The sequence below is a fragment of the Stenotrophomonas sp. ZAC14D2_NAIMI4_7 genome (assembly GCF_003086675.1).
Classification (GTDB): Bacteria; Pseudomonadota; Gammaproteobacteria; order Xanthomonadales; family Xanthomonadaceae; genus Stenotrophomonas.
Genome location: NZ_CP025995.1, coordinates 3,217,127 through 3,238,123, shown reverse-complemented (window position 1 = coordinate 3,238,123; position 20,997 = coordinate 3,217,127). Strand labels below are relative to the sequence as shown.

Genomic DNA, 20,997 nt, shown 5'->3' with positions numbered 1-20,997 from the left:
CAGCTCCAGGCAGTCATTAGCCGTGGAACGCTAGCACGGTTCGGACGGGCCGCCCCCGTGTCGAAGGTCAGGCTGTGGCCGCCTGTCCACGTGCGCGCCGCTGCCTGCGCGGCGGACGCCGCCGTGCCTGCTGCTGCGGGCCGCGCAGCCGCCGCAGGGCGGCCTGTACGGGCAACGGGCAGCCCAGCAGGGCCCACCACGCCGCCAGCGGCATGCCCACCAGCCACAGCGGCAACCAGCCCAGCCAGGCGTGGTGGCCACGCGCGGCCGGCCACACCAGCACCAGCGCCATGCCCGCCAGGGCCAACTGCTGCACCAGACGCAGCACGCGCGGATCCGGGCGTTGCCTGAGGCGTTCAGCTGAGGGGCGATGTGTAGTGCGTGCGTTCATGGTCGTTCTCCCGTGGTCGATGGTGCACAGCGTGGCGGCAACGCTTCTCACTGGCTGCGACACCATTGACGGATCGGCTGCACCCAGTGACCATGCGCGGGCAAGCCTTTTGGAGCCCGCTCCCGCATGTCCCCGATCCGCCCGTTGTGCGCCATGGTGTTGGCCCTGTCACTGGGAGGCGCCGCGCTGGCTGCCGAAGATCCGCCGGCATCGCGCAGCGCGCTGCCTGACCGTGCGGCCATCGATCCGGATGCCCCGGTCGACCTGCAGCGCTTCATGGGCACCTGGTATGTGATCGGCCGCGTGCCGAATTTCATCGAACGTGGCCACGTGGCCAGCGTCAACCAGTACGAGCTGCGCGACGACCACAAGGTCGCCATCACCTACCGTTACCGCGATGGCTTCGGCCAGCCGCTGCAGGAAGTGCGGGCGCGCGCCAGCGTCGATGCGGACAGTGGCAACCACGCGTGGCGCACCTGGTTCTACCGGGTGGTACCGACCCATTCGCGCGTGCTGGAAGTGGCGCCGGACTATTCGTGGGCGCTGATCGGCTATCCCGGCCGCGAAATGGCCTGGATCTTTGCCCGCCAGCCGGACATGGACAAGGCGCTGTACAAGGAGCTGGCCGAGCGCCTGCGTGACGAGTATGGCGTGAACACCGACAAGCTCAAGCGCGTGCCGCAGCACCCCGAACAGGTGGGCAAGCTGGGTTACGAAGTGCCGAACGTGCGCTGAGAGAGCGTTCGCCGGGCATGGCCCGGCGGATACATCAGTTACTTGCGGGTGTAGTGCGCGACCAGGCGGTCGCCCAGCATCTGCAGCAGCTGTACCAGGATCAGCAGCACCACTACGGTGACCAGGGCCACGTCGGTGCGGTTGCGCTGGTAGCCTTCGCGCAGCGCCAGGTCGCCCAGGCCACCGGAGCCGATCGCACCGCCCATGGCGGTGAAGCCGACCAGGGCGACCGTAGTGACCGTGGCGGCCGCGATCAGGCCCGGCCGGGCTTCAGGCAGCAGCACCCGGGTGACCAGCTGCCAGGTGGTGGCGCCCATCGACTGCGCCGCCTCGACCACGCCACGGTCCACTTCACGCAGGGCGGTTTCGACCAGGCGCGCATAGAACGGCGCCGCGCCGATCACCAGCGCCGGCAGCGTGCCGAGCACACCGATCGACTGGCCCATCAGCCACAGCGACACCGGAATCAGCACCACCATCAGGATGATGAAGGGCACCGAGCGCAGCAGGTTCACCACGATCGCCAGCACGCCGTAAGCCAGCGGTCGGCGCTTCATCTGCGGCGCACCGAACACATACAGCAGCACGCCCATCGGCAGGCCAATGGCCAGGGTGAGCGGCAGCGAGCCGGCCATCATCAGCAGCGTCTCGATGGTGGCCTTGCCGATATCCACCCATTTGTTGGCATCCAGGTGGCGGAAGAAACCTTCAGCAGTGGCGACGATCATCGGCGCAGTTCCTCAACGTGCACGCCGGCAGCCACGAACGCGGCCTGCGCGGCGGACTGGTCGCCGCCCACCAGGGCGACCACCAGCTGGCCATACGGGGTGTCCTTGATCCGGTCGATGCGGCCGGACAGGATGTTGTAGTCGATGCCGGTCTCGCGGGCCACGCGGCCCAGCAACGGCTCATAGGTGTCACCGCCGAGGAAGGTCAGGCGCACGATGCGCCCGCCCACCACGTCGAAATCGCGATGCAGCACGCCTTCGTCCACGTGCTCGGATTCGCTGACGAAGCGCCGCGTGGTGGCATGCTGCGGGTGCAGGAAGACCTGGGTGACCGGACCGGTTTCCACCAGGTGGCCGCCATCGAGCACGGCCACGCGATCGCAGACGCGGCGGATCACATCCATTTCGTGGGTGATCAGCACGATGGTCAGGCCCAGCTCGCGGTTGATCTTCGACAGCAGCGCCAGCACCGACGCAGTGGTCTGCGGATCCAGCGCGCTGGTGGCTTCGTCGCACAGCAGGATCTGCGGGCGGGTAGCCAGTGCGCGCGCAATGCCCACGCGCTGTTTCTGGCCGCCGGACAGCTGCGCCGGGTACTTCGTCGCGTGGTCCTGCAGGCCAACGGTCAGCAACAGCTCGGCCACGCGCGCGTCGATCTCGGCCTTCGGGGTACCGGCCAGTTCCAGCGGGAACGCCACGTTGCCGGCCACCGTGCGCGAAGACAGCAGGTTGAAGTGCTGGAAGATCATGCCGATGCGACGGCGCAGCGCGCGCAGGCCGTCGGCATCCAGCGCCGTGATGTCTTCACCACCGATCAGCAGCTTGCCACCGCTGGGTTCTTCCAGGCGGTTGATCATGCGGATCAGGGTCGACTTGCCCGCGCCGGAATGGCCGATGATGCCGAACACTTCGCCGGCCTCGATGGTCAGGTCCAGCGGTTGCAGCGCGCTCACTTGGCGGCCGGCAACGGCATAGGATTTGTGCAGGCGCTGGAACTCGATCACGGGCGTGGCTCACCGGCGGGGCGGAAGAAGGGGCGTGCAGCCTACCAGCGCCGGCGGTTCCGCGCCTGCGCCTTGGGCCAGAATGTTATTCCTTTTGGTTCTAAGTCGCGTGTACCGGGGATGATGGTGGGGGTCAGAGCCCCTGCGGGGGTCTGACCCCGGGGTCGGATCCCCGAAGGGGCTCCGACCCCCGACCCGCCACGATCACGGGTGGTCCAGCGGCTTCGGCGGCTGCACCCGGTTCAGGCGTTCCCGGTGCAGCAGGTACAGGCCCGAGGCCACGATGATCGCCGCGCCCACCCACGTGTAGGCGTCCGGCAGCTGGCCCCAGAACGCCAGGTCCCAGCCGATCACCCAGACCAGGCCGCTGTACTCCAGCGGCGCGATCATCGACGCCTCGCCCAGCTGGAAGGCGCGGGTCAGGGCAATCTGGCCCAGTGCGCCGGCCAGGCCCATGCCGGCGATCAACGGCGCGTGGGCCAGCTGCAGCGGCACCCAGTCGGGCAGCGCCAGCAGGCCCGCGCCGATGGCCATGATGACCAGGAACCAGACCACCATCGACTGCGATGTGTCGGTGCGGGTGAGCAGGCTGACGGTGATGGCGGCGATTGCGTAGGCCGTGGCCGCAGCCAGCACCATCAGGCCGGGGATGGAAATGAAGCCGTCCACGCCCGGCCGCAGCACCACGATCACCCCCAGCAGGCCGACGCCGATGGCCACCCAGCGGCGCGGGCCCACCCGCTCGCCCAGCAACGGCACCGACAGCGCGGCAATCAGCAGCGGGGCGACGAAGTAGATGCTGTAGGCGGTGGACAGCGGCAGGTCGCGCAGGGCGAACACGAAGCAGCCGATCATCGCCATGCCCAGGCCGCCACGCAGCAGATGCAGGCCCCAGCGGCGCGGAATGAGCGAGCGCGGACCGGCGCTGGCCAGCACCCAGACCAGCACGAACGGCAGCGAGGCCGCACCGCGCAGGAAAGTGACTTCCAGCGAGGGGTAACTGGCCGACAGCTGCTTCATGCCGGCGTCCATCAGCGAGAAACAGGCCACCGCCGCGACCATCCAGGCCACCGCGCGCGAAGGGGAGCGTTGCAGGTTCATGGCCCATTATCGCCCGGCAACCGCCGTCTGTAGAGTCGGGCTTGCTCGACTGGCATCCCCGGTAGAGTCGAGCCATGCTCGACTGGCATCCCCGGTAGAGTCGAGCCATGCTCGACTGGCTTTCACTCTACAAACACCCTGCGGCCCACGCGATAGAATGGCCGCTACTGAATTCCGCGGAGCCACGCCCATGCCTTCCTTCGACGTCGTGTCTGAAGTCGACACCCACGAACTGACCAACGCCATCGACCAGGCCAACCGCGAACTCGCCACCCGCTTCGATTTCAAGGGCGTGGACGCGAAGTTCGAGCGCGATGGCGATGTGATCAACCAGACCGCACCGACCGAATTCCAGCTCAAGCAGATGAACGACATCCTGCGCGCGCGCCTGGCCGCGCGCGGCATCGACGTGCTGAGCCTGGAATTTGGCGATATCGAAACCAACCTGGCCCAGGCCCGGCAGAAGATCACCGTCAAGCAGGGCATCGAGCAGAAGATCGCCAAGAAGATCGCCGCGGCGCTGAAGGAAGCCAAGCTGAAGGTGGAAAGCCAGATCAACGGCGACAAGCTGCGCGTGCAGGGCAAGAAGCGCGACGACCTGCAGGATGCGATCGCGGTGCTGAAGGCCGGCAAGTTCGAACTGCCGCTGCAGTTCAACAACTTCCGCGATTGATACTTTCGCCGGGCATGCCCCGGCGGCGTCACTCGCGCAGCAGCTTGTACAGCGTGGTGCGCGAGACGCCCAACTGGCGTGCGGCCAGGCTCAGGTTGCCATCGGCGGCGTGTGCCGCACGACGCGCCGCTTCGCGCTGCTGCTCGCGCAGTGGCGCGGCAGCCACCGATGCAGGCGCCGGCGCACGTGTGCGCGGTGCCCGCGGTGCCCGCAGGTGCTGCAGATAGACCGCACTGCCCTCGCCCAGCCGCACCCGGTGCGCGGGGCCAGGCTGCAGCAGATGGCGACGCTGCGCCGCGCTGGCGCCAGCAAACACGGTTTCCATCGACAGCAGCGGCAAAGCCCCGCGCCGCGGCAGGCCCAGCAGGCGCCGCGCCACGCGGTTGGCCGCACGCAATTGTCCGTCCTCCTGCACCGCCAGCAGCCCCTGCAGCGGCGTGGCCAGCCAGCGCGGATCATGCTGCACGACCAGCAGATGCACATCGGCCAGGGTCTGGAACAGGCGGTTCTCACTGGCCAGCGCGGCCTGCCGGAAATAGCCCTGCAGCAGCGCCGGATCACGCTCGCCCAGCCCGGTGATGTCGATCGCCCCGCAGACCTGACCCTGCAGATCGTGCAACGGCTCGCTCAGGCAGAACACCGGTGCGAAACGCTGCAGGTAGTGTTCGTTGCCACGCACCAGCGCGGGCACGTCATCGGCCAGGCTGACCGCTGGCGCCGTGGTGCCGATCTCGGCTTCGCCCAGTTGCCGCCCGACCTGGATCGGCCGCAGCAGGGCAGCATCTTCCAGGCCATGGGCCTGCTGCGCGATCACCATGCCGTGGCGGTTGGCACAGAACATCGTCCAGCCACGCCCACCGAAAGCCGCCCACAGCTGTTCCAGTTCCGGCTGCACGCAGCGCGCCAGGCGACGATCGCCGGCATCGCGCAGGCGCCGGCCATCGCCCTGCAGCGGCGGGTAATACGGCTCCTGCCCGGGCAGCACCCCGGCCGCCCGCGAACGCTGCCACGACTGCTGCAGGGGCAACGGCAGCCCGGCCAGCGACGCCAAATCACCCTCGACGAACGCATCGCGCGCCGCCACCAACTGTTGTTGCCCGACTGTCGTGGCCATCATCGAAGCAGGGTACACCCACCCGTGCCATGCCCGCGTTATGTGGTCGTTTGCGGGGTCAGAGCCGTTTTCCTCTGGAAAACGGATCCGACCCCACGCTCCTCCCCATGGTGTTCCAACAGACCACACGAACCTGTCGGAGGTGGGGTGGGTCCGGTTGCGGGGGCGTGAGCGCCATGGATGGCGCGACCGAGGCTACATGGACGTACTTGCGCCGTCCCCCGCAACCGGACCTACCCCGCCAACCTTCAGGTAGCCAGCTTTTGACGTTGCTTCAGTCGAGCATGGCTCGACTCTACAGCAGGTGCAGGGCGCAGCCCTGCAACCCACCCCACCCCTACGCTGCGATGCGCAGGATCGGCTTCAACGTAATGCCCTTGGTGCTGTCCTCGGCCGCCTGGTTGATCTGCTCAAGCGGATAGAACTTCACCAGCTTGTCGAATGGGAACCGGCCCTGCTGGTACAGCGTCACCAGTTGCGGAATGAATACCTGCGGCACGCTGTCACCTTCCACGATGCCGCGGATGCTGCGCCCGCCCAGCAGCAGGTTGTTCACATCGAAGCTGGCCGTGGTACCCAGCTTCGGCGCGCCCACCACCCCCATCATGCCCAGCCCACCCAGCGCCTCGATGCCGGCCGACAGCACGTCCGGGCGACCGGTGGATTCCAGCGCGTAATCCGCACCGCCGCCGGTGATCGCACGCACCGCCTCGATCACATCGGTCTCGCGGCTGTTCACCACGTGGGTGGCGCCCAGTTCCAGTGCCAGTTCCAACCGCGACGGCACCACATCGATGGCGATGATGGTGGTGGCGCCGGCCACCTTGGCCGCCATCACCGCACTCAGGCCGACCGCGCCGGCACCATAGCTGGCGAAGCTGCTGCCCGAACGCACCTGCAGCGAATTGAGCACCGCACCGGCACCGGTCTGGATACCGCAGCCCAGCGGGCCCAGCAGTTCCAGCGGCGCATCGTCGGGCACCTTGATCGCATTGATCTCGCGCGCGATGGCGAAGGTGGCGAACGAGGACTGCGCGAAGAAGTGATCGTGCAGTGGCTGCCCCTGCGCATCGGTGATGGCGGTATGGCCGTGGCCATCGTCGCCACCGAAGTTGAGCCCGAAGAAATCCTTGCAGTAGGCGCCATGGCCGCCGCGGCACGGGTTGCAGTGGCCGCAGGCACCGTAGGTCAGCACCACGTGGTCGCCCACCTTCAGGTCACGCACGTTCGGGCCCACGGCTTCGACGATGCCCGCGCCTTCATGGCCCAGCACCGCCGGCAACGGCACAGGGTAGTACTGGTCGCGCACGATCAGGTCGGTGTGGCACAGGCCGGTAGCCACCACCTTCACCAGCACTTCGTCGTCCTGCGGACCGCGCAGGCGCGCCTGCTCGATCACGAAGGGTTGTTCCTTGCCGCGCACGACGGCCGCGGTGATGTCACGGCCTGCAGTAGTGTTGCTCATCGCGATGTTCCTCCTGGATCAGATCGGGTAGGCGGGCGCTTCGCCCTTGACGGTCATCCACTGCCACTGGGTGAACTCTTCCCAGTTCGCCGGGCCGCCGATGCTGGTGCCGTTGCCGGACGCACCCACGCCGCCGAAGGGATTGATGACTTCGTCATTCACCGTCTGGTCGTTGATGTGCAGCAGGCCGGTGCGCAGGCGCTCGCCCAGCTTCAGCGCGCGGCCGACGTTGCTGGACACGATGGCCATCGACAGACCGTATTCGCTGTCGTTGGCCAGCTGCACTGCATGGTCGTCATCGTCGAACGGCACCACCACCGCCACCGGCGCGAAGATTTCTTCATTGAACGCCGGGTTGTCGGCGGCCACGTTGCCCAGCACGGTGGGAGCGAAGAACAGGTCCCGATGGGTGCCACCGGCTTCCAGCGTGGCACCGGCCTGCACCGCATCGGCCACCACGCGCGCGGCATGGTCGCGCTGGGTGGCGTTGATCAGCGGCCCGATGGCCACGTCTTCGCGTGCCGGGTCGCCTACCTTCAGCGACTCCGCCTTGGCCACCAGCTTTTCCAGGAAGGCAGCGTGGATCTTCCGATGCACCAGCACGCGGCCGGTGGCCATGCAGATCTGCCCCTGGTGCAGGTAGACGCCCCAGGCGGTGTTGGCCACGGCCAGATCCAGATCGGCATCGTCGAGGATGATCAGCGAATTCTTGCCACCCAGTTCCAGCGAGACCTTCTTCAGGTGCTTGCCGGCGGCTTCGCCCACCTTGCGGCCGGCCGCGGTGGAACCGGTGAACTGGATCATCGCCACGTGCGGGTCGCTGGTCAGCGCGGCACCGGCGGCACCATCACCGGGCAGCATGTGCAGCACGCCGGCGGGCAGCCCGGCCTGTTCGAACAGGCGTGCGATGACCGCGCCACCGCAGACTGCCGTGCGCGGATCGGGCTTGAGCACCACCGCGTTGCCCAGCGCGATGGCCGGCGCCACCGCGCGCATGGCCAGGTACAGCGGGAAATTGAACGGCGAAATGACCCCGACCACGCCCAGCGGGCGGCGCCGCGCCAGGCTCAGACGACCCGGTTCAGACGGCAGGATTTCGCCGGTGCTGCGCGAGGGCAGCGCGGCCGCTTCGTGCAGCGTCTTGATGGTCACCTTGGCCTCGAAGCCGGCCTTCAGGCGGGTCGAGCCGCTTTCGCGCACCAGCCAGTCCACCAGGGTGTCGATGTTGTCTTCGGCCAGGCGTGCGGCCTGGCGCAGCACCTGCGCACGCTGTTCGTAGGGCGCGGCGGCCCAGTCGCGCTGCGCCTGCGCGGCGGCCGCTGCCGAACGTGCCACCTGCGCGGCATCGGCCAGGCCCACCTGGCCCAGCGTCTGGCCGGTGGCCGGTTCGAGCACCGGCTGCTGCTGCGCGGCGGCGCGCCACTGGCCATCGAAGAAAGCACCGGACCAGAGATCGGCCGGCAGCCACGGGGAAGATGCAGTCATGTTGGGTCCTCCAGTTACGTGGGGCCATTGCACGCCTTTCACTGCCGGGGCGGCAATCGGCCATTGGCTGTTCGTGGCCAGGTGATTGAATGCACACGGCTTTCCAGCATCGCCGCTGTCCAGTTCGTGGACAGTGAACAGCGCGGCGGTGACCGCGCGCCTACAATGGCGGCCCCGCCAGCCGATGTGCCCGCCATGACCGATACCGCCCTGCCCACCGACGACCCGATCGCCGCCACCCGCCTGTGGCTGGAGCGCATCGTGATCGGTCTGAACCTGTGCCCGTTCGCCAAGGCCGTGTACGTGAAGGACCAGGTGCGTTTCGTGCTGAGCGATGCCACCACGCCCGAAGCGCTGGTGGAACAGCTGGCCGAAGAGCTGGTGCTGCTGCGCGACACCCCGGCCGAGCAGATCGACACCACCCTGATCGTGCACCCGCAGGTGCTGACCGATTTCCTCGACTACAACGATTTCCTCGACAACGCCGACGCCGCCATCGAGGCACTGGACCTGCAGGGCATCCTGCAGGTGGCCAGCTTCCACCCGGATTACCAGTTCGATGGCGTGGCCGCCGACGATGCCAGCAACTACACCAACCGCGCGCCCTTCCCCACCCTGCACCTGCTGCGCGAGGAAAGCGTGGAACGCGCGGTGGACGCCTTCCCGGACCCGGACGTGATCGTCGAGCGCAACATCCAGACCCTGGACCGCATCGGCGTGGCCGGCTGGCACCGCCGCCTGCGCGGGGAAGACCTGTCGTGAGCGCGGTTCCGCCCATCGCCGCGTGGCCGGCAGCACCGCTGCAGGGCAAGGTGGTGCTGGTGACCGGCGGGGCAAACGGCATTGGCCGCGGCGTAGCGCAGGCCGTGCTGGGCGCCGGTGGCCGCGTGCTGATCGGCGATCTGGATCGCGAGGCAGGCCAGGCCTGCCTGGACGAATGGCAGCGCGGCGATGATGCCGCGTTCCAGCGCCTGGACATTGCCGACGAAGGCAGCGTGCGCGAGTTCATGGCCGTGGCGCAGCAGCGCTTCGGCCGCATCGATGGCCTGGTCAACAACGCCGGCATTGCCGGCCCGCATGGCACCACGCTGGAAAACATGGAATGGGACGAGTGGCAGCGGCGGCTGTCCTCGCTGCATGGCGCGTTCCTGTGCAGCAAGCATGCGCTGCCGGCGCTGAAGGCCAGCGCGGCCGGTTCGATCATCAACGTCGCCTCCACCCGCGCGTGGCAGTCGGAAGCCAACAGCGAGGCCTATGCCGCGGCCAAGGGCGGGCTGGTGGCCTTCACCCACGCGCTGGCCATCAGTGCCGGCCCGGCGGTGCGGGTCAACAGCATCAGCCCGGGCTGGATCGGCACCAGTGCCTGGCAGGCGCCTTCGCGCCGCCACGCGCCAGACTATTCGCCCAGCGACCACGCCCAACACCCGGTCGGCCGCGTCGGCGAGCCCGAAGATATCGGTGCCCTGGCGGTGTACCTGCTCTCCTCGCTGTCCGGCTTCAGCACCGGCCAGGATTTCATCGTCGACGGCGGCATGACCCGAAAGATGATCTACGCCGAGTAGAGTACCGCTGCCCGGTAGGTGCGGACCTTGGTCCGCACAAATGCCAGGCGGCACCGCGGCTCGGTAGGTGCGGACCTTGGTCCGCACAAATGCCAGACAGTGCCAACCAAGGTTGGCACCCACCACAACACCACCGCGTTACGCCATGCCCGAATGCCGCAGCAGCGCGTCAATCTGCGGTGCGCGGCCGCGGAAGGCCTTGAAGTTTTCCGCTGCGGCACGGCTGCCGCCCCGCGACAGAATCTCGTCGCGGAAACGCGCACCGGTTTCGGCCAGTGCCTGGGGCGCTTCTTCGAAAGCCGCATACGCATCGGCACTCAGTACTTCAGCCCACTTGTAGCTGTAGTAACCGGCCGCATAGCCACCGGCGAAGATATGGCTGAACTGGTGCGGGAAGCGATTCCACACCGGGGGATGGTTCACCGCCACTTCCGCGCGCACGCGATCCAGCAACGCCAGCACACTGTCCTGCGCCGGTTCGAACTGGCTGTGCAGCAGCATGTCGAACAGGCCGAATTCAAGCTGGCGCACGGTCGCCATGCCGCTATGGAAGTTACGCGCGGCCAGCATGCGCTCGTACAGCGCGCGCGGCAGCGGCTCGCCACTGTCCACGTGCGCGGTCATCGCCTGCAGGTGGTCCCATTCCCAGCAGAAGTTCTCCATGAACTGGCTGGGCAGCTCCACCGCGTCCCATTCCACACCGTTGATACCTGCCACGCCCAGTTCGCCGATGCGGGTCAGCAGCTGGTGCAGGCCGTGGCCCATTTCATGGAACAGCGTGGTCACTTCGTTGTGGCTGAAGGTGGCCGGCTTGCCGTCTGCACCACGGCCGAAGTTGCACACCAGGTAGACCAGCGGCGTCTGCACGCTGCCATCGGCGCGCACGCGACGGTTGCGGCAATCATCCATCCACGCGCCACCGCGCTTGCCCTCGCGCGCATACAGGTCCAGGTAGAACTGGCCGACCAACGCACCCTGCGCATCGACCAGGCGGAAGAAGCGCACGTCCTCGTGCCACACCGGCGCGCTGTCTTCCTGCACACGCAGGCCGTACAGCTGCTCGATCACCGCGAACAGGCCGGCCAGTACCTTCGGTTCGGTGAAGTACTGCTTCACCTGCTGCTCCGAATAGCTGTAGCGCGCCTGCTTCAGGCGGTCGGCGGCGAACGCCAGGTCCCAGGCCTGCAGCGGTGCAATGCCCAGCTGTTCGCTGGCGAACTGTTCCAGCTCTGCGCGGTCCTGCGCGGCGAACGGCTTGGCACGCACGGCCAGGTCACGCAGGAAGCCCAGCACTTCGGCCGGGTCCTGCGCCATCTTGGTGGCCACCGAATAGTCGCCGTATGAGGCGAAGCCCAGCAGCGCCGCCAGCTCGCCACGCAGGGCCAGGATGCGGTCGATGTTGCCGCTGTTGTCCAGCGCGTCGTCGCCGAATTCCGAGGCGCGCTGCGCGCTGGCGCGGTACAGGATCTCGCGCAGGTCGCGGTCTTCGCCCCAGGTCTGCACCGGCAGGTAGCACGGCATCTGCAGGGTCAGCTTCCAGCCATCGTGGCCGTCCTTCTGCGCGGCCGCACGCGCAGCGGCCTTCACGTCGTCGGGCACACCGGCCAGGCGCGCTTCGTCGTCCACCACCAGCGACCAGGCGTCGGTGGCATCGAGCACGTTCTGCGAGAACTTCGCCGACAGGGCCGACAGCTCCTCCTTGATGGCGGCGAAGCGCTGCTGCGCGGCCGGCTCCAGTTCGGCACCGCCCAGGCGGAAATCACGCAGGGTGTTGTCCAGCACCTTGCGCTGGGCCGCATCGAAGTGCGCCGCTTCGGCGCTGGCGGCCAGGGCCTGGTACTGGCGGAACAGCGCCAGGTTCTGGCCCAGCGCGCTGGCGAAGCGGGTCACACGCGGCAGGTTGCTGTTGTAGGCCTCGCGCAGCTCGGGGGTGTTCACCACGCCCTGCAGATGGCTGACCAGGCCCCAGGCGCGCCACAGGCGCTCGGTGGCATCGTCCAACGGGGTTACGAAGGTCTGCCAGGTGACCGGCTGCACCTGCTCGGCCGCGCTGACCGCCGCCTCGGCCTGGGCCAGCAGCACATCCAGCGCCGGTGCCACGTGCTCGGGGCGGATCGCCTCGAAGCGTGGCAGGCCGGAAAAATCGAGCAGGGGGTTGGCATCGGTCACGGCAGATCTCCAAGGGAACAGGCCCGGCGCGCGGGCATCAGCCCCGATATGGCGCTGGCAGGGCCGGCAGACAAGGGGGCGGCGCACCGGGCATTCACACCGGCCTTACGGCACCGCGCCGAAGCTGGCCGCGCGGGGGAAACCGCAGCGGTACGTACCGACGAGGCCCCACATGGAAGGTCTGGCTACAGCCCCAACCGCAGCACCGGGCCGGTCGATGGCCCTGACGGCCAGCGCAAACGAACTGGCCTGGATCGCCGCGTTGTGCGACGCCGGCGACGATGCGCCGCGCCATCTTGCCCAGTTGCAGGCCGTGCAACAGCAGGGCGGACGACTGAACGAGACCCAGGAGTGGTACCCGTTCGAGGTGATCGAACGCGGCGCCAGCCACCTGCATCCCGGGCACGAGCGCGAGTTCGTGATCTGCGTGCTGCTGTGGCTGCAGGCACTGGCCCAGGGCCGGGCCAGCAGCTTGGACCCGCACCTGCACCTGGAGGACCGCGCGATGGATATCGAGGCGCTGCCCGATGCACTGCGGGATGCGGTGCTGGATGCGTTCATGGCGGCGGGGTATTGATACGCCATCGCGACCGCCGGGCATGGCCGGGCGCTATCTTGACCACCGCTTCGCTCGCCAGGCATGGCCCGGCGGATGAGGTCGCTGCGTTACAGCGCTTCCAGGCTGCAGCACGCCAGCTCGGGCAACCCCTGCCCCGCCACGGCGGCGGCCAGCTGTGCATCGGCGCCGTCCACGTCGATGCCCTGCTTCTGGTACCACTCGGGGTTGTAATAGCTGTGCGCGTAGCGCTCGCCGGCATCGCACAGGATGCTGACGATGCTGCCGCTGCGCCCGGCTGCGCGCATCCACTGCGCGGCCTGCAGCACGCCGATGAAATTGGTGCCGGTGGAACCGCCCACGCGACGCCCCAGCTGGCGGCTGACATGGCGCATGGCGGCCAGGCTCAGCGCGTCGGGCACCTTCACCATGGCATCCACGCTGGTGGGAATGAAGCTCGGTTCCACCCGCGGCCGGCCAATGCCTTCCACCCGCGAACCACCGCTGCAGGTCAGCCCGCGCCAGTCCTGTTCACCGGCCACCGCCGCCTGGTAGCCGGCGTAGAACACCGACACTTCCGGATCGGCGCACAGGATGCGCGTGTCGTGGCGGCGGTAGCTGACATAACGGCCCAGGGTGGCGGCGGTGCCGCCGGTACCCGGGCTGCACACGATCCAGTCCGGCACCGGGCTGGGCTCTTCGGCCATCTGCTTGAAGATGGATTCAGCGATGTTGTTGTTCGCACGCCAATCGGTGGCGCGCTCGGCGTAGGTGAACTGGTCCATGAAGTGGCCGCCGGTTTCGCGGGCCAGGCGTTCGGATTCGCAGTTCAGGTCGCACGCACGCTCCACCAGGTGACAGCGCCCGCCATGGAATTCGATGGCCGCGATCTTTTCCGGCGAGGTGCTGGCCGGAATGACCGCCACGAACGGCAGCCCCAGCAGGCGTGCGAAATACGCTTCGGACACCGCGGTGGAGCCGCTGGAGGCCTCGATCACCGGCCGCCCTTCACGCAACCAGCCGTTGGCCAGCGCATACAGGAACAGCGAGCGCGCCAGCCGGTGCTTCAGGCTGCCGGTGGGATGGCTCGACTCGTCCTTCAGATAGACATCGATCCCGGCAAACCCGGGCAGCGCCAGCGGGATCAGATGGGTATCGGCGGAGCGATTGAAATCGGCTTCGATCTTGCGGATGGCGGCGGCCACCCATTCACGCTGCGACATGGCGGAGAGTCGTTGTCAGGACGGAACGGTGCGATCCGTGCATTGTATGTCGCAATCAGCACGGTGGGCGCCCGTTAGAATGGTCCATCCGGCCGTTCCCGGCCCTGTCTGAAGGACTTCCCCCATGACCCTTCCCGCCCTGCGCGACGTTCCCGGCGTGGCTGCCCAGGCCCCGGCCGAAACCCACGGCTTCGTGTTCAACCACACCATGCTGCGGGTGAAGGACATCACCGCCTCGCTGGACTTCTACACCCGCGTGCTGGGCTACCAGCTGATCGACAAGCGCGATTTCGCCGAAGCCCAGTTCAGCCTGTACTTCCTGGCCTACGTGCCGGCCGGCGTGACCGTGCCCGAAGACGATGCCACCCGCCGGGTGTGGATGGCCGGCCTGCCGGGCGTGCTGGAACTGACCCACAACCACGGCACTGAAACCCAGGACGGCCCGGTCTACCACGACGGCAACAGCGACCCGCGCGGCTTCGGCCACCTGTGCGTGTCGGTGCCGGCCCTGGAAGCGGCCTGCCAGCGCTTCGAGGACCTGGGCGTGCCGTTCCAGAAGCGCCTGACCGACGGCCGCATGAAGAACATCGCATTCATCAAGGACCCGGACGGCTACTGGGTCGAGATCATCGCCAATACCTGATCCACAACCCGATCACGGAAGCGGAGGGGACGGTCTGGCACTATCGGGCCGCAAGCGTCTTGATCCCCTCCGTTCCCCCGTGATGAGGTGCGTATGGAAACGATGGAGCTGCACCGCGGCCGCCTGATCGACCACCTGCAACTGGTGGTACGCGACCTGGCCGCCAGCCGCCGCTTCTACCAGGCGGTGTTCGATACGATCGGCATTCCGGTGGCCGGCGAAGGCCCGGACTATTTCTGGGCCGACGAACTGTTCATTTCCACCGCCAGCAGCAGTGCCGCCGCCGGCCAGCTGACCGGCCGCCACCATCTGGCGTTCCAGGCCCGTGATGCGGCCACCGTCGATGCGTTCCACCGCGCCGCCCTGGCCGCAGGCGGCACCGACAACGGCGCCCCCGGCGAGCGCCCCTACCACCCCGGCTACTACGGCGCCTTCGTGCTCGACCCCGATGGCAACAACATCGAAGTGGTCTACCACGGCCCTGCCCGCTACAGCGCCGACTCGGTGAAAGTCACCTTCTGAACCCAGCGACGAAGGGGATCGCGTCGCTCTACCTCAGTGGGACGGAAGCGAGCGGATCCCCGCCGTCCCTGTCTGCAAGGAGCGTGCAATGAGGATGTGGTTGTCCTGCCTGTTGCTGTGGGCCCTGCTGGGCCAGAACGCCGCTGCGCAATCGCGCTGCACCGATACACCACGCGCTCTGCTGACCCCCGCGCGGGTGACCTGCACGCACCAGACTGCGTGGATCGATTCGGGCGTGGTCGGCCAGCGCCGGGTGACCTACCAGCTGCCACTGGGCACACCGCCGGCACACGGCTGGCCGGTGGTGCTGGTCTACCAGGGCTCGTTCTTCCCGCTGCAGAGTTTCGACTACCGCAGCAACCAGCCGTTTGGCGGGTATTACGAAGGCAAGCTGATCCAGACCCTGCTCGACCACGGCTATGCGGTGGTGGCACCGGCCGCGCCGGCCGATCTGTTCTGGCAGACCAATGTGCCGGGCCTGAGTGCGGCCTACGAGCTGGGCACCGATTACGATTTCCTCAGCAACGTCTTCGATGCGATTGCCGCCGGCCAGTTCGGCCCGCTCGACCCGCTGCGGCGCTATGCCACCGGCATTTCCAGTGGCGGCTACAACACCAGCCGCATGGCGGTTTCGTTCCCGGGTGAATTCCGTGCGCTGGCCATCCAGTCCGGCTCGTACGCCACCTGCAGCGGGCCGCTGTGCGATGTGCCGGCGGTGCTGCCGTCCGACCATCCGCCCACCTTGTTCCTGCAGGGCTTCGTCGACACGGTGGTGCCGTGGTGGACCACCAACCGCTACTTCAGCCGCCTGCAGGACCAGGGCCTGGAAACGGCGCTGTACACCGAACCGCTGGGCGGGCATGAATGGTTCGCCAGTTCACCGGCGCGCGTGCTGGCCTGGTTCGACGCGCACCCGTAATGCAACCGTGCGCGCCGGGGCCTGCCCGGCGCGCACGCGGCACTCAGTGTGCCGCCATGTAGATGTCCTGCAGCACGGCCTTTTCCAGCTCCAGCTCGCCCAGCAGGTTCTTCACGATATCGCCCAGGCTGAGGATGCCGACCAGCGTATTGCCCTCGGTCACCATCAGGTGGCGGCGACGCGAGTACGTCATCAGCGACATGGCCTGCTTCAGCGTGGCGTCCGGCGCAATGCCTTCCAGGCCGGTGGACGGCAGCGTGGAAATGACCCGGCGGCCGGCCTGCGGGCCGTCGTCGGCCAGCACGCGCACGATGTCCTTTTCGGAAATGATGCCCACCGGGGCACCGTCCTTGACCACGACCAACGCGGCGATACGGTTCGCGCTCATCTTGTGCGCGGCGGCACCGATCGTGTCTTCGGCGTCGATGGTGATGACAGCTTCTTTCTTCGATTGCAGGAGTTCGCGGACGTTCATTCTTGTTTCCTGGTGCAGGTCACTGAAGTCAAAAAAGTGTGCTCTTCCGAATCGCCCCCTCCCCGGGAACAGACCTTTCAGCGCACGTCTGGCGCATGCCCCCTGCCGGTGGAATCAACGGGCAGGGGGCGTGCTGCAACGCGATCGAAACCGAATGCTGCAGAAGCAGCGAAGGGCCCGGTCGATTCGATTCTACGACTGCCCTGTGCGGCCACTACCGGCACCGGTGGGACAGTTCGTCGTGGAACCTGTCGACGATTCCGAGAATCGCACCCGCGCTGAAACCGGCGCTGAATACAAACGCCAGCCAACGCTAAAGTTGCCGCCGCGCCGGCCGACGCACGCACAGCCGCCCGACCCTGCAAAGTCAGGGGAACGGGCGCCAGCTGCCCAGCACCGCCTCGGTGCTGTACTGCGCCGCTTCATCGCCTGACAGATGGTGCGACCACGGCACACGTTCCTCCGGCGAGGCACCGGGCCCGGTGCTGCCGAACTCGCCGTAGTAAGTGGTACGTTCGGCATCGGGCTTGTCCCAGTTATGCCAGCCGGCCTGCACGATGTGCGGGCCCAGGTTGGACTGCAGGAACACCGTGCGCGCGAACGGCCGCCACGGCCGGCCCAGGTAGGTGGTGCCGGCACCTTCGCCACGCAGCAGCGCACGCCGGAACACGTAACCGAAGCGCTGGCCTTCCGGCGTGGACGCGGCAGTCACCCAGCCCAGCCGGCCCTTGGACACGATCGTGCAGTCATCGAACAACGCGGTGGCCGCGCCGAAGATGAAGTCCACCGTGCCTTCGATATAGCAGTCCTTGAAATGCAGCACGCTGCCTTCGTGGGTGTACAACGTGTCCTGGTTGCCGAGCAGGCGCACGTTGCGGAAGCCACCGCGCGGCGGCGCCGCATAAAGTGCCAAGGCTTGGCCGACGTTGCCGGCCGTATTCTCGATGGTCAGGTCTTCGGCGATGAACTCATCGCCGTATACATAGACCGTGGCCGAGCCACTGGTGCGCATCGCCTTGCCGGTGGCCGGGTCAACCAGATCGGCGTAGTTGTTCCAGCTGATGATCGAGGCGCCGGCCCCCGCGCCGCGCAGCGTTACCCGGCTTTTTTCCTTGGGCACCTTCACTACGCCGCGATACAGGCCTTCGCGCAGTACGATCACCTGGCGCGTGCGGTTGCCATCGGGCACCGCATCAATGGCGGCCTGCACGCTGCGGTAGTCGCCGCTGCCATCGGCGGCCACCACCCAGTCACGGGCAGTGGCCGGCAGGCTGGCACACAGCAGCAGTACCGCCAGGGGAAGGAAACGACGGCGTGGTTTACGCATGTTGGCTCCTGCTGGACGTGGCAACGGTCAGAACTTGTAGCGCAGGCCGACCAGGTATTCGCGCCCGGTCTGGGTGTAGGTCAGCGGCAGCTTCCAGGCCGTCGTACCCACCCATTCGTTGCTGGTTTCGTTGGTCAGGTTGATCGCTTCCAGGCTGATTTCCAGCTGGTCATCGATCTTCCAGCTGATCGAGGCATCCACCGTGTCCACCGCATCCATGCCGTGGAAGCTGAAGCCCTGCACGCTGGCCGGCACCTGCGTGTAGTAGCCATCGCGATGGGTATAGGACACGCGCGCGCCCAGCTTCTCGCCTTCGTAGAACAGCGTGCTGTTGTACGAATTCTTCGACAGCCCGGTCAGGTCGGTCTTCAGCGATGCCGCACCGGTGGAGGTGAGGTACTGGATCTGCGAATCCACCCAGGTGTAGTTCAACTGCAGGCCCAGGTTGCTCCAGCGCCCGGGCAGGAAGCTGAAGGGCTGCACGTAGTTGAACTCGGCGCCCTTCAGGTCACCGCCGGGCGTGTTCAGCGGGCGGGTGAAGGTGAAGTCCTCGTTGGGCGACACGCCGGTGCCATCAAGCAGACTGGACGGCAGGCCGCTGGCGGTGAACGGCATCACCGTGCTGGTGCCCTGCACGAAGCTTTCGATGTCCTTGTGGAACAGCGCCAGCCCCAGCAGGCCGCCTTCCTGGAAGTACCACTCCACGCCCAGGTCCAGCGTGCGGGCACGGATCGGGTCCAGATTGGGGTTGCCACCGTTCACGTAGCGGTGGCCGCTGGACAGGCTCAGCGTGGTGCCCGGCGTGAGCGATGACAGCCCCGGCCGCGCCATCACCTTGGCCGCACCGAAGCGCAGCATCACGTCGGGGCCCAGCTCGGCCACCAGGTTCAGCGAGGGCAGCGTGTCGGTGTAGTCGCGCGAGACATGGGTCAGCACCATCGCACCGTCCACGGTGGAATAGCCGGTGGACGACTGGGTGGTCTTCACCCGGCGCACGCCCACGTTGCCCGACACCGGCACGCTGCCGATATCGAAGCCGAACTCACCCATCAGCCAGGCACCGCGGTCGCGCTCTTCCACGCTGCGCCGCGTGGCGTTGCGTTCGTACAGCTGGTAGATGCCCTGCCCGCTGTAGATGCCCAGCAGCTGCGACAGCGCCGCAAGGTCCGGCACGGCCCAGGCGTCGGGCGCACCGGCCACGCCACCCAGGCGCGCGATGTCCACCATCGCCGCCGGCACGGTGTAGCTGCCATCGGCGAAGGTCGGCACCACCGTCTCGCTCTGCCGGCGGTATTCGCTGGTGTCGAACTGGTAGTCCTTGGCCAGCAGACCGCCCTTCAGGGTGAACGACGGCCCGAAGTTCCAGCTGAAATCCAGCGCGGCGGTGTCGAACGTATTGGTGGCGTACTGCGGGCGCAGGCGCACTTCGGCCAGGGTCCAGCCCGTGGCGTCGGTGGGATCGATGCCGTAGTTGAAGGTCGGGTGGGTGACGCTGTCGCGGAAATCGTAGCTGTAGCCGGCCACGTTGGCCTTGTCCATGATCAGCGTGGTCTGCACCGGGTTGGCGTGCTTCGAGCTGGAATGTCCGGCCAGCAGGTTGATCTTGAACGCATCGCTGAAGCGGTGTTCTCCACTGAGCGAGACCTGCTTGAACTCGGTGCTCCATTCGTCGCGGCGCTGTTCGGAACGCACGCCGGCGCCATCGAACACGCCGTACAGCAGCGCGCCGGAGGTCGGATCAATGTAGCCATCGCGCAGCAGCATGTTCTGCTTCTGCGCCGAATAGGCGAACGAGATGGCCTCGATGTACTTCTCGCTGCGCACGGTATCGATCTTCGAATACAGCGCATCCAGCGCGAATTCGGTGTTGTCGGTCGGCTTCCACTGCAGCGCGGCGGTCACGCCCAGGCGCTTCTGGTCGTGCTCCAGCAGGGTGTAGCGCGGGAAGTACGGGTGCCACACGCCATCGGCCAGGCCGGCAGTGAACGGCGACGCCGGATTGAAGCCACCGTTGCTGCTGGCGCTGTACCAGCGCCCGGTGTTGCTGCCTTCCTCGCGCACCTGGCGCTCGGAATAGGCCACCGACAGCAGGCCACCGAAGCGGCCATCGGCCCAGGTATCGGCAATCAGCGCGGCCGCGCGCGGGCTGGCCTTGTTCGACAGATCGTTGAAGCTGCCCTGCCCGCTGGCGGCAAAGGTAAAGCCGTCGTAGTCGAACGGGCGCGCGGTGCGCAGGTCCACCGTGGCGCCCAGCGAACCCTCTTCCACGTCGGCCGAGGCGGTCTTGCGCACGATCAGCTGCGAGAACAGGTCCGAGGCGAACACGTTGAAGTCGAAGCCACGGCTGCGGTTGGTGCCGCCGGACTGGTCCGAGCCACCGACGGTGGTCAGTGCTTCCAGGCCGTTGATGCGCACGCGGGTGAAATCCGGGCCCAGGCCGCGCACGGAAATGTTGCGGCCCTCGCCGGCGTCTCGGGTGATGGTCACCCCAGGAATGCGCTGCAGCGATTCGGCCAGGTTCAGGTCGGGGAAGTTGGCGATGTCCTCGGCCACGATCGCGTCGACCATGCCCTTTTCAGAGCGCTTGATGTCCAGCGCTTTTTCCACGCTGGCCCGATAGCCGGTCACGGTCACCGCATCCAGGTCGGTGGGGTTGGCGCCGCTGTCCTGCGCGGCGGCCGGGCCAGCCAGGGCCAGCAGCACGGCGCTGGCCAGCGCGCTGGCAACGAAGGTAACCGGTGTCTTTTTGCAATTCAGCCTGTGCGTCATGAAAATCCCTTGCAATCACTGCTACTGGCGGTCGTAGGTGCGCATCAGTCGATGACACCGGGGGACAGGCAACGTAACAGTGTCATCCGGCTGAAACATCGTGCGGCGCAGCACGGCGCCGCACCCAGCCGGGGGA

General features: G+C 67.4%; 20 protein-coding genes. 8 read left to right on the top strand and 12 right to left on the bottom strand.

Features of this window, described 5'->3' with window-relative positions; all coding sequences use genetic code 11:
- Nucleotides 1-67 precede the first annotated feature (67 nt).
- Nucleotides 68-391 (bottom strand): hypothetical protein, encoded by a 324-nt coding sequence (locus C1922_RS14950; RefSeq protein ID WP_108750476.1) that lies wholly within the window; start codon nt 389-391, stop codon nt 68-70.
- 126 nt (nt 392-517) lie between these two features.
- Here C1922_RS14950 and C1922_RS14945 point away from each other — a divergent pair, with 126 nt between their 5' ends.
- Complete coding sequence (locus tag C1922_RS14945; protein WP_108750475.1) at nt 518-1,126, top strand: lipocalin family protein; 609 nt, start codon at nt 518-520, stop codon at nt 1,124-1,126.
- 38 nt (nt 1,127-1,164) lie between these two features.
- Here C1922_RS14945 and C1922_RS14940 read toward each other — a convergent pair whose 3' ends face one another.
- The 3 genes from C1922_RS14940 to C1922_RS14930 form a co-directional block, all read right to left on the bottom strand.
- A complete protein-coding gene (locus C1922_RS14940) occupies nt 1,165-1,854 on the bottom strand; it encodes a methionine ABC transporter permease (RefSeq protein WP_108750474.1) in 690 nt (229 codons plus the stop codon).
- The gene (locus C1922_RS14935; RefSeq protein WP_108750473.1) at nt 1,851-2,858 is read right to left on the bottom strand and encodes a methionine ABC transporter ATP-binding protein; all 1,008 of its coding nucleotides are present in this window, start codon (nt 2,856-2,858) and stop codon (nt 1,851-1,853) included. The genes C1922_RS14940 and C1922_RS14935 overlap by 4 nt, the downstream gene beginning before the upstream one ends.
- 204 nt (nt 2,859-3,062) lie before the next feature.
- Entirely contained in the window at nt 3,063-3,959 is an 897-nt protein-coding gene (locus C1922_RS14930) for a DMT family transporter (protein WP_108750472.1), read from the bottom strand.
- Nucleotides 3,960-4,149: 190 nt separating this feature from the next.
- On the opposite strand from C1922_RS14930, the gene C1922_RS14925 reads away from it, so the two are divergent.
- Nucleotides 4,150-4,632, top strand: a complete 483-nt coding sequence (locus C1922_RS14925) for a YajQ family cyclic di-GMP-binding protein (protein ID WP_010481366.1) — start codon at nt 4,150-4,152, stop codon at nt 4,630-4,632.
- A 28-nt stretch (nt 4,633-4,660) separates the two neighbouring features.
- Here the strand turns inward: C1922_RS14925 and C1922_RS14920 are convergent, their stop codons facing one another.
- The 3 genes from C1922_RS14920 to C1922_RS14905 form a co-directional block, all read right to left on the bottom strand.
- Nucleotides 4,661-5,746 (bottom strand): helix-turn-helix domain-containing protein, encoded by a 1,086-nt coding sequence (locus C1922_RS14920; protein ID WP_234413335.1) that lies wholly within the window; start codon nt 5,744-5,746, stop codon nt 4,661-4,663.
- 337 nt (nt 5,747-6,083) lie between these two features.
- On the bottom strand, nt 6,084-7,211 hold the full coding sequence (locus tag C1922_RS14910; protein ID WP_108750470.1) for an NAD(P)-dependent alcohol dehydrogenase: 1,128 nt from the start codon (nt 7,209-7,211) through the stop codon (nt 6,084-6,086).
- An 18-nt stretch (nt 7,212-7,229) separates the two neighbouring features.
- Nucleotides 7,230-8,696, bottom strand: coding sequence for a benzaldehyde dehydrogenase (locus tag C1922_RS14905; protein WP_108750469.1), 1,467 nt, complete (start codon nt 8,694-8,696; stop codon nt 7,230-7,232).
- Nucleotides 8,697-8,891: 195 nt separating this feature from the next.
- On the opposite strand from C1922_RS14905, the gene C1922_RS14900 reads away from it, so the two are divergent.
- Together C1922_RS14900 and C1922_RS14895 are read left to right on the top strand one after the other, a co-directional pair.
- Complete coding sequence (locus tag C1922_RS14900) at nt 8,892-9,458, top strand: DUF1415 domain-containing protein (protein WP_079223466.1); 567 nt, start codon at nt 8,892-8,894, stop codon at nt 9,456-9,458.
- Nucleotides 9,455-10,258, top strand: coding sequence for an SDR family oxidoreductase (locus C1922_RS14895; RefSeq protein ID WP_108750468.1), 804 nt, complete (start codon nt 9,455-9,457; stop codon nt 10,256-10,258). Before C1922_RS14900 ends, C1922_RS14895 begins: the two co-directional genes overlap by 4 nt.
- Before the next feature lie 138 nt (nt 10,259-10,396).
- Here C1922_RS14895 and C1922_RS14890 read toward each other — a convergent pair whose 3' ends face one another.
- Entirely contained in the window at nt 10,397-12,427 is a 2,031-nt protein-coding gene (locus C1922_RS14890) for a M3 family metallopeptidase (RefSeq protein WP_108750467.1), read from the bottom strand.
- 217 nt (nt 12,428-12,644) lie between these two features.
- Here C1922_RS14890 and C1922_RS14885 point away from each other — a divergent pair, with 217 nt between their 5' ends.
- Nucleotides 12,645-13,004 carry a hypothetical protein gene (locus C1922_RS14885; RefSeq protein WP_234413333.1) on the top strand — a complete coding sequence of 120 codons (360 nt, stop codon included), beginning with the start codon at nt 12,645-12,647 and terminating at the stop codon, nt 13,002-13,004.
- 89 nt (nt 13,005-13,093) lie between these two features.
- Here C1922_RS14885 and C1922_RS14880 read toward each other — a convergent pair whose 3' ends face one another.
- Nucleotides 13,094-14,206 carry a PLP-dependent cysteine synthase family protein gene (locus C1922_RS14880; RefSeq protein ID WP_108750465.1) on the bottom strand — a complete coding sequence of 371 codons (1,113 nt, stop codon included), beginning with the start codon at nt 14,204-14,206 and terminating at the stop codon, nt 13,094-13,096.
- A gap of 124 nt (nt 14,207-14,330) precedes the next feature.
- Between C1922_RS14880 and gloA the strand changes: the two genes are divergently transcribed.
- From gloA to C1922_RS14865, 3 genes are all read left to right on the top strand, one after another.
- Nucleotides 14,331-14,849, top strand: coding sequence for a lactoylglutathione lyase (gene gloA / locus C1922_RS14875; RefSeq protein ID WP_108750464.1), 519 nt, complete (start codon nt 14,331-14,333; stop codon nt 14,847-14,849).
- Nucleotides 14,850-14,942: 93 nt separating this feature from the next.
- A complete protein-coding gene (locus tag C1922_RS14870) occupies nt 14,943-15,371 on the top strand; it encodes a VOC family protein (protein WP_108750463.1) in 429 nt (142 codons plus the stop codon).
- Nucleotides 15,372-15,459: 88 nt separating this feature from the next.
- Nucleotides 15,460-16,290 carry a prolyl oligopeptidase family serine peptidase gene (locus C1922_RS14865; RefSeq protein ID WP_108750462.1) on the top strand — a complete coding sequence of 277 codons (831 nt, stop codon included), beginning with the start codon at nt 15,460-15,462 and terminating at the stop codon, nt 16,288-16,290.
- Between the two features lie 43 nt (nt 16,291-16,333).
- Here the strand turns inward: C1922_RS14865 and C1922_RS14860 are convergent, their stop codons facing one another.
- The 3 genes from C1922_RS14860 to C1922_RS14850 all read right to left on the bottom strand — a co-directional run bounded on the left by C1922_RS14860 (nt 16,334) and on the right by C1922_RS14850 (nt 20,861).
- Nucleotides 16,334-16,765 (bottom strand): CBS domain-containing protein, encoded by a 432-nt coding sequence (locus tag C1922_RS14860; RefSeq protein WP_108750461.1) that lies wholly within the window; start codon nt 16,763-16,765, stop codon nt 16,334-16,336.
- Between the two features lie 367 nt (nt 16,766-17,132).
- Complete coding sequence (locus C1922_RS14855) at nt 17,133-18,092, bottom strand: pectinesterase family protein (RefSeq protein WP_108750460.1); 960 nt, start codon at nt 18,090-18,092, stop codon at nt 17,133-17,135.
- A 27-nt stretch (nt 18,093-18,119) separates the two neighbouring features.
- Nucleotides 18,120-20,861: a TonB-dependent receptor gene (locus C1922_RS14850; RefSeq protein ID WP_108750459.1), complete on the bottom strand. Its 2,742-nt coding sequence runs from the start codon at nt 20,859-20,861 to the stop codon at nt 18,120-18,122.
- Between the last annotated feature and the right edge of the window lie 136 nt (nt 20,862-20,997).

Coding starts and splice junctions, on each gene's coding strand:
- C1922_RS14950 (WP_108750476.1), bottom strand. CDS start 391: ATGAACGCACGCACTACACATCGCCCCTCAGCTGAACGCCTCAGGCAA.
- C1922_RS14945 (WP_108750475.1), top strand. CDS start 518: ATGTCCCCGATCCGCCCGTTGTGCGCCATGGTGTTGGCCCTGTCACTG.
- C1922_RS14940 (WP_108750474.1), bottom strand. CDS start 1,854: ATGATCGTCGCCACTGCTGAAGGTTTCTTCCGCCACCTGGATGCCAAC.
- C1922_RS14930 (WP_108750472.1), bottom strand. CDS start 3,959: ATGAACCTGCAACGCTCCCCTTCGCGCGCGGTGGCCTGGATGGTCGCG.
- C1922_RS14925 (WP_010481366.1), top strand. CDS start 4,150: ATGCCTTCCTTCGACGTCGTGTCTGAAGTCGACACCCACGAACTGACC.
- C1922_RS14920 (WP_234413335.1), bottom strand. CDS start 5,746: ATGGCCACGACAGTCGGGCAACAACAGTTGGTGGCGGCGCGCGATGCG.
- C1922_RS14910 (WP_108750470.1), bottom strand. CDS start 7,211: ATGAGCAACACTACTGCAGGCCGTGACATCACCGCGGCCGTCGTGCGC.
- C1922_RS14905 (WP_108750469.1), bottom strand. CDS start 8,696: ATGACTGCATCTTCCCCGTGGCTGCCGGCCGATCTCTGGTCCGGTGCT.
- C1922_RS14900 (WP_079223466.1), top strand. CDS start 8,892: ATGACCGATACCGCCCTGCCCACCGACGACCCGATCGCCGCCACCCGC.
- C1922_RS14885 (WP_234413333.1), top strand. CDS start 12,645: ATGGCCCTGACGGCCAGCGCAAACGAACTGGCCTGGATCGCCGCGTTG.
- C1922_RS14880 (WP_108750465.1), bottom strand. CDS start 14,206: ATGTCGCAGCGTGAATGGGTGGCCGCCGCCATCCGCAAGATCGAAGCC.
- gloA (WP_108750464.1), top strand. CDS start 14,331: ATGACCCTTCCCGCCCTGCGCGACGTTCCCGGCGTGGCTGCCCAGGCC.
- C1922_RS14870 (WP_108750463.1), top strand. CDS start 14,943: ATGGAAACGATGGAGCTGCACCGCGGCCGCCTGATCGACCACCTGCAA.
- C1922_RS14865 (WP_108750462.1), top strand. CDS start 15,460: ATGAGGATGTGGTTGTCCTGCCTGTTGCTGTGGGCCCTGCTGGGCCAG.
- C1922_RS14860 (WP_108750461.1), bottom strand. CDS start 16,765: ATGAACGTCCGCGAACTCCTGCAATCGAAGAAAGAAGCTGTCATCACC.
- C1922_RS14855 (WP_108750460.1), bottom strand. CDS start 18,092: ATGCGTAAACCACGCCGTCGTTTCCTTCCCCTGGCGGTACTGCTGCTG.
- C1922_RS14850 (WP_108750459.1), bottom strand. CDS start 20,861: ATGACGCACAGGCTGAATTGCAAAAAGACACCGGTTACCTTCGTTGCC.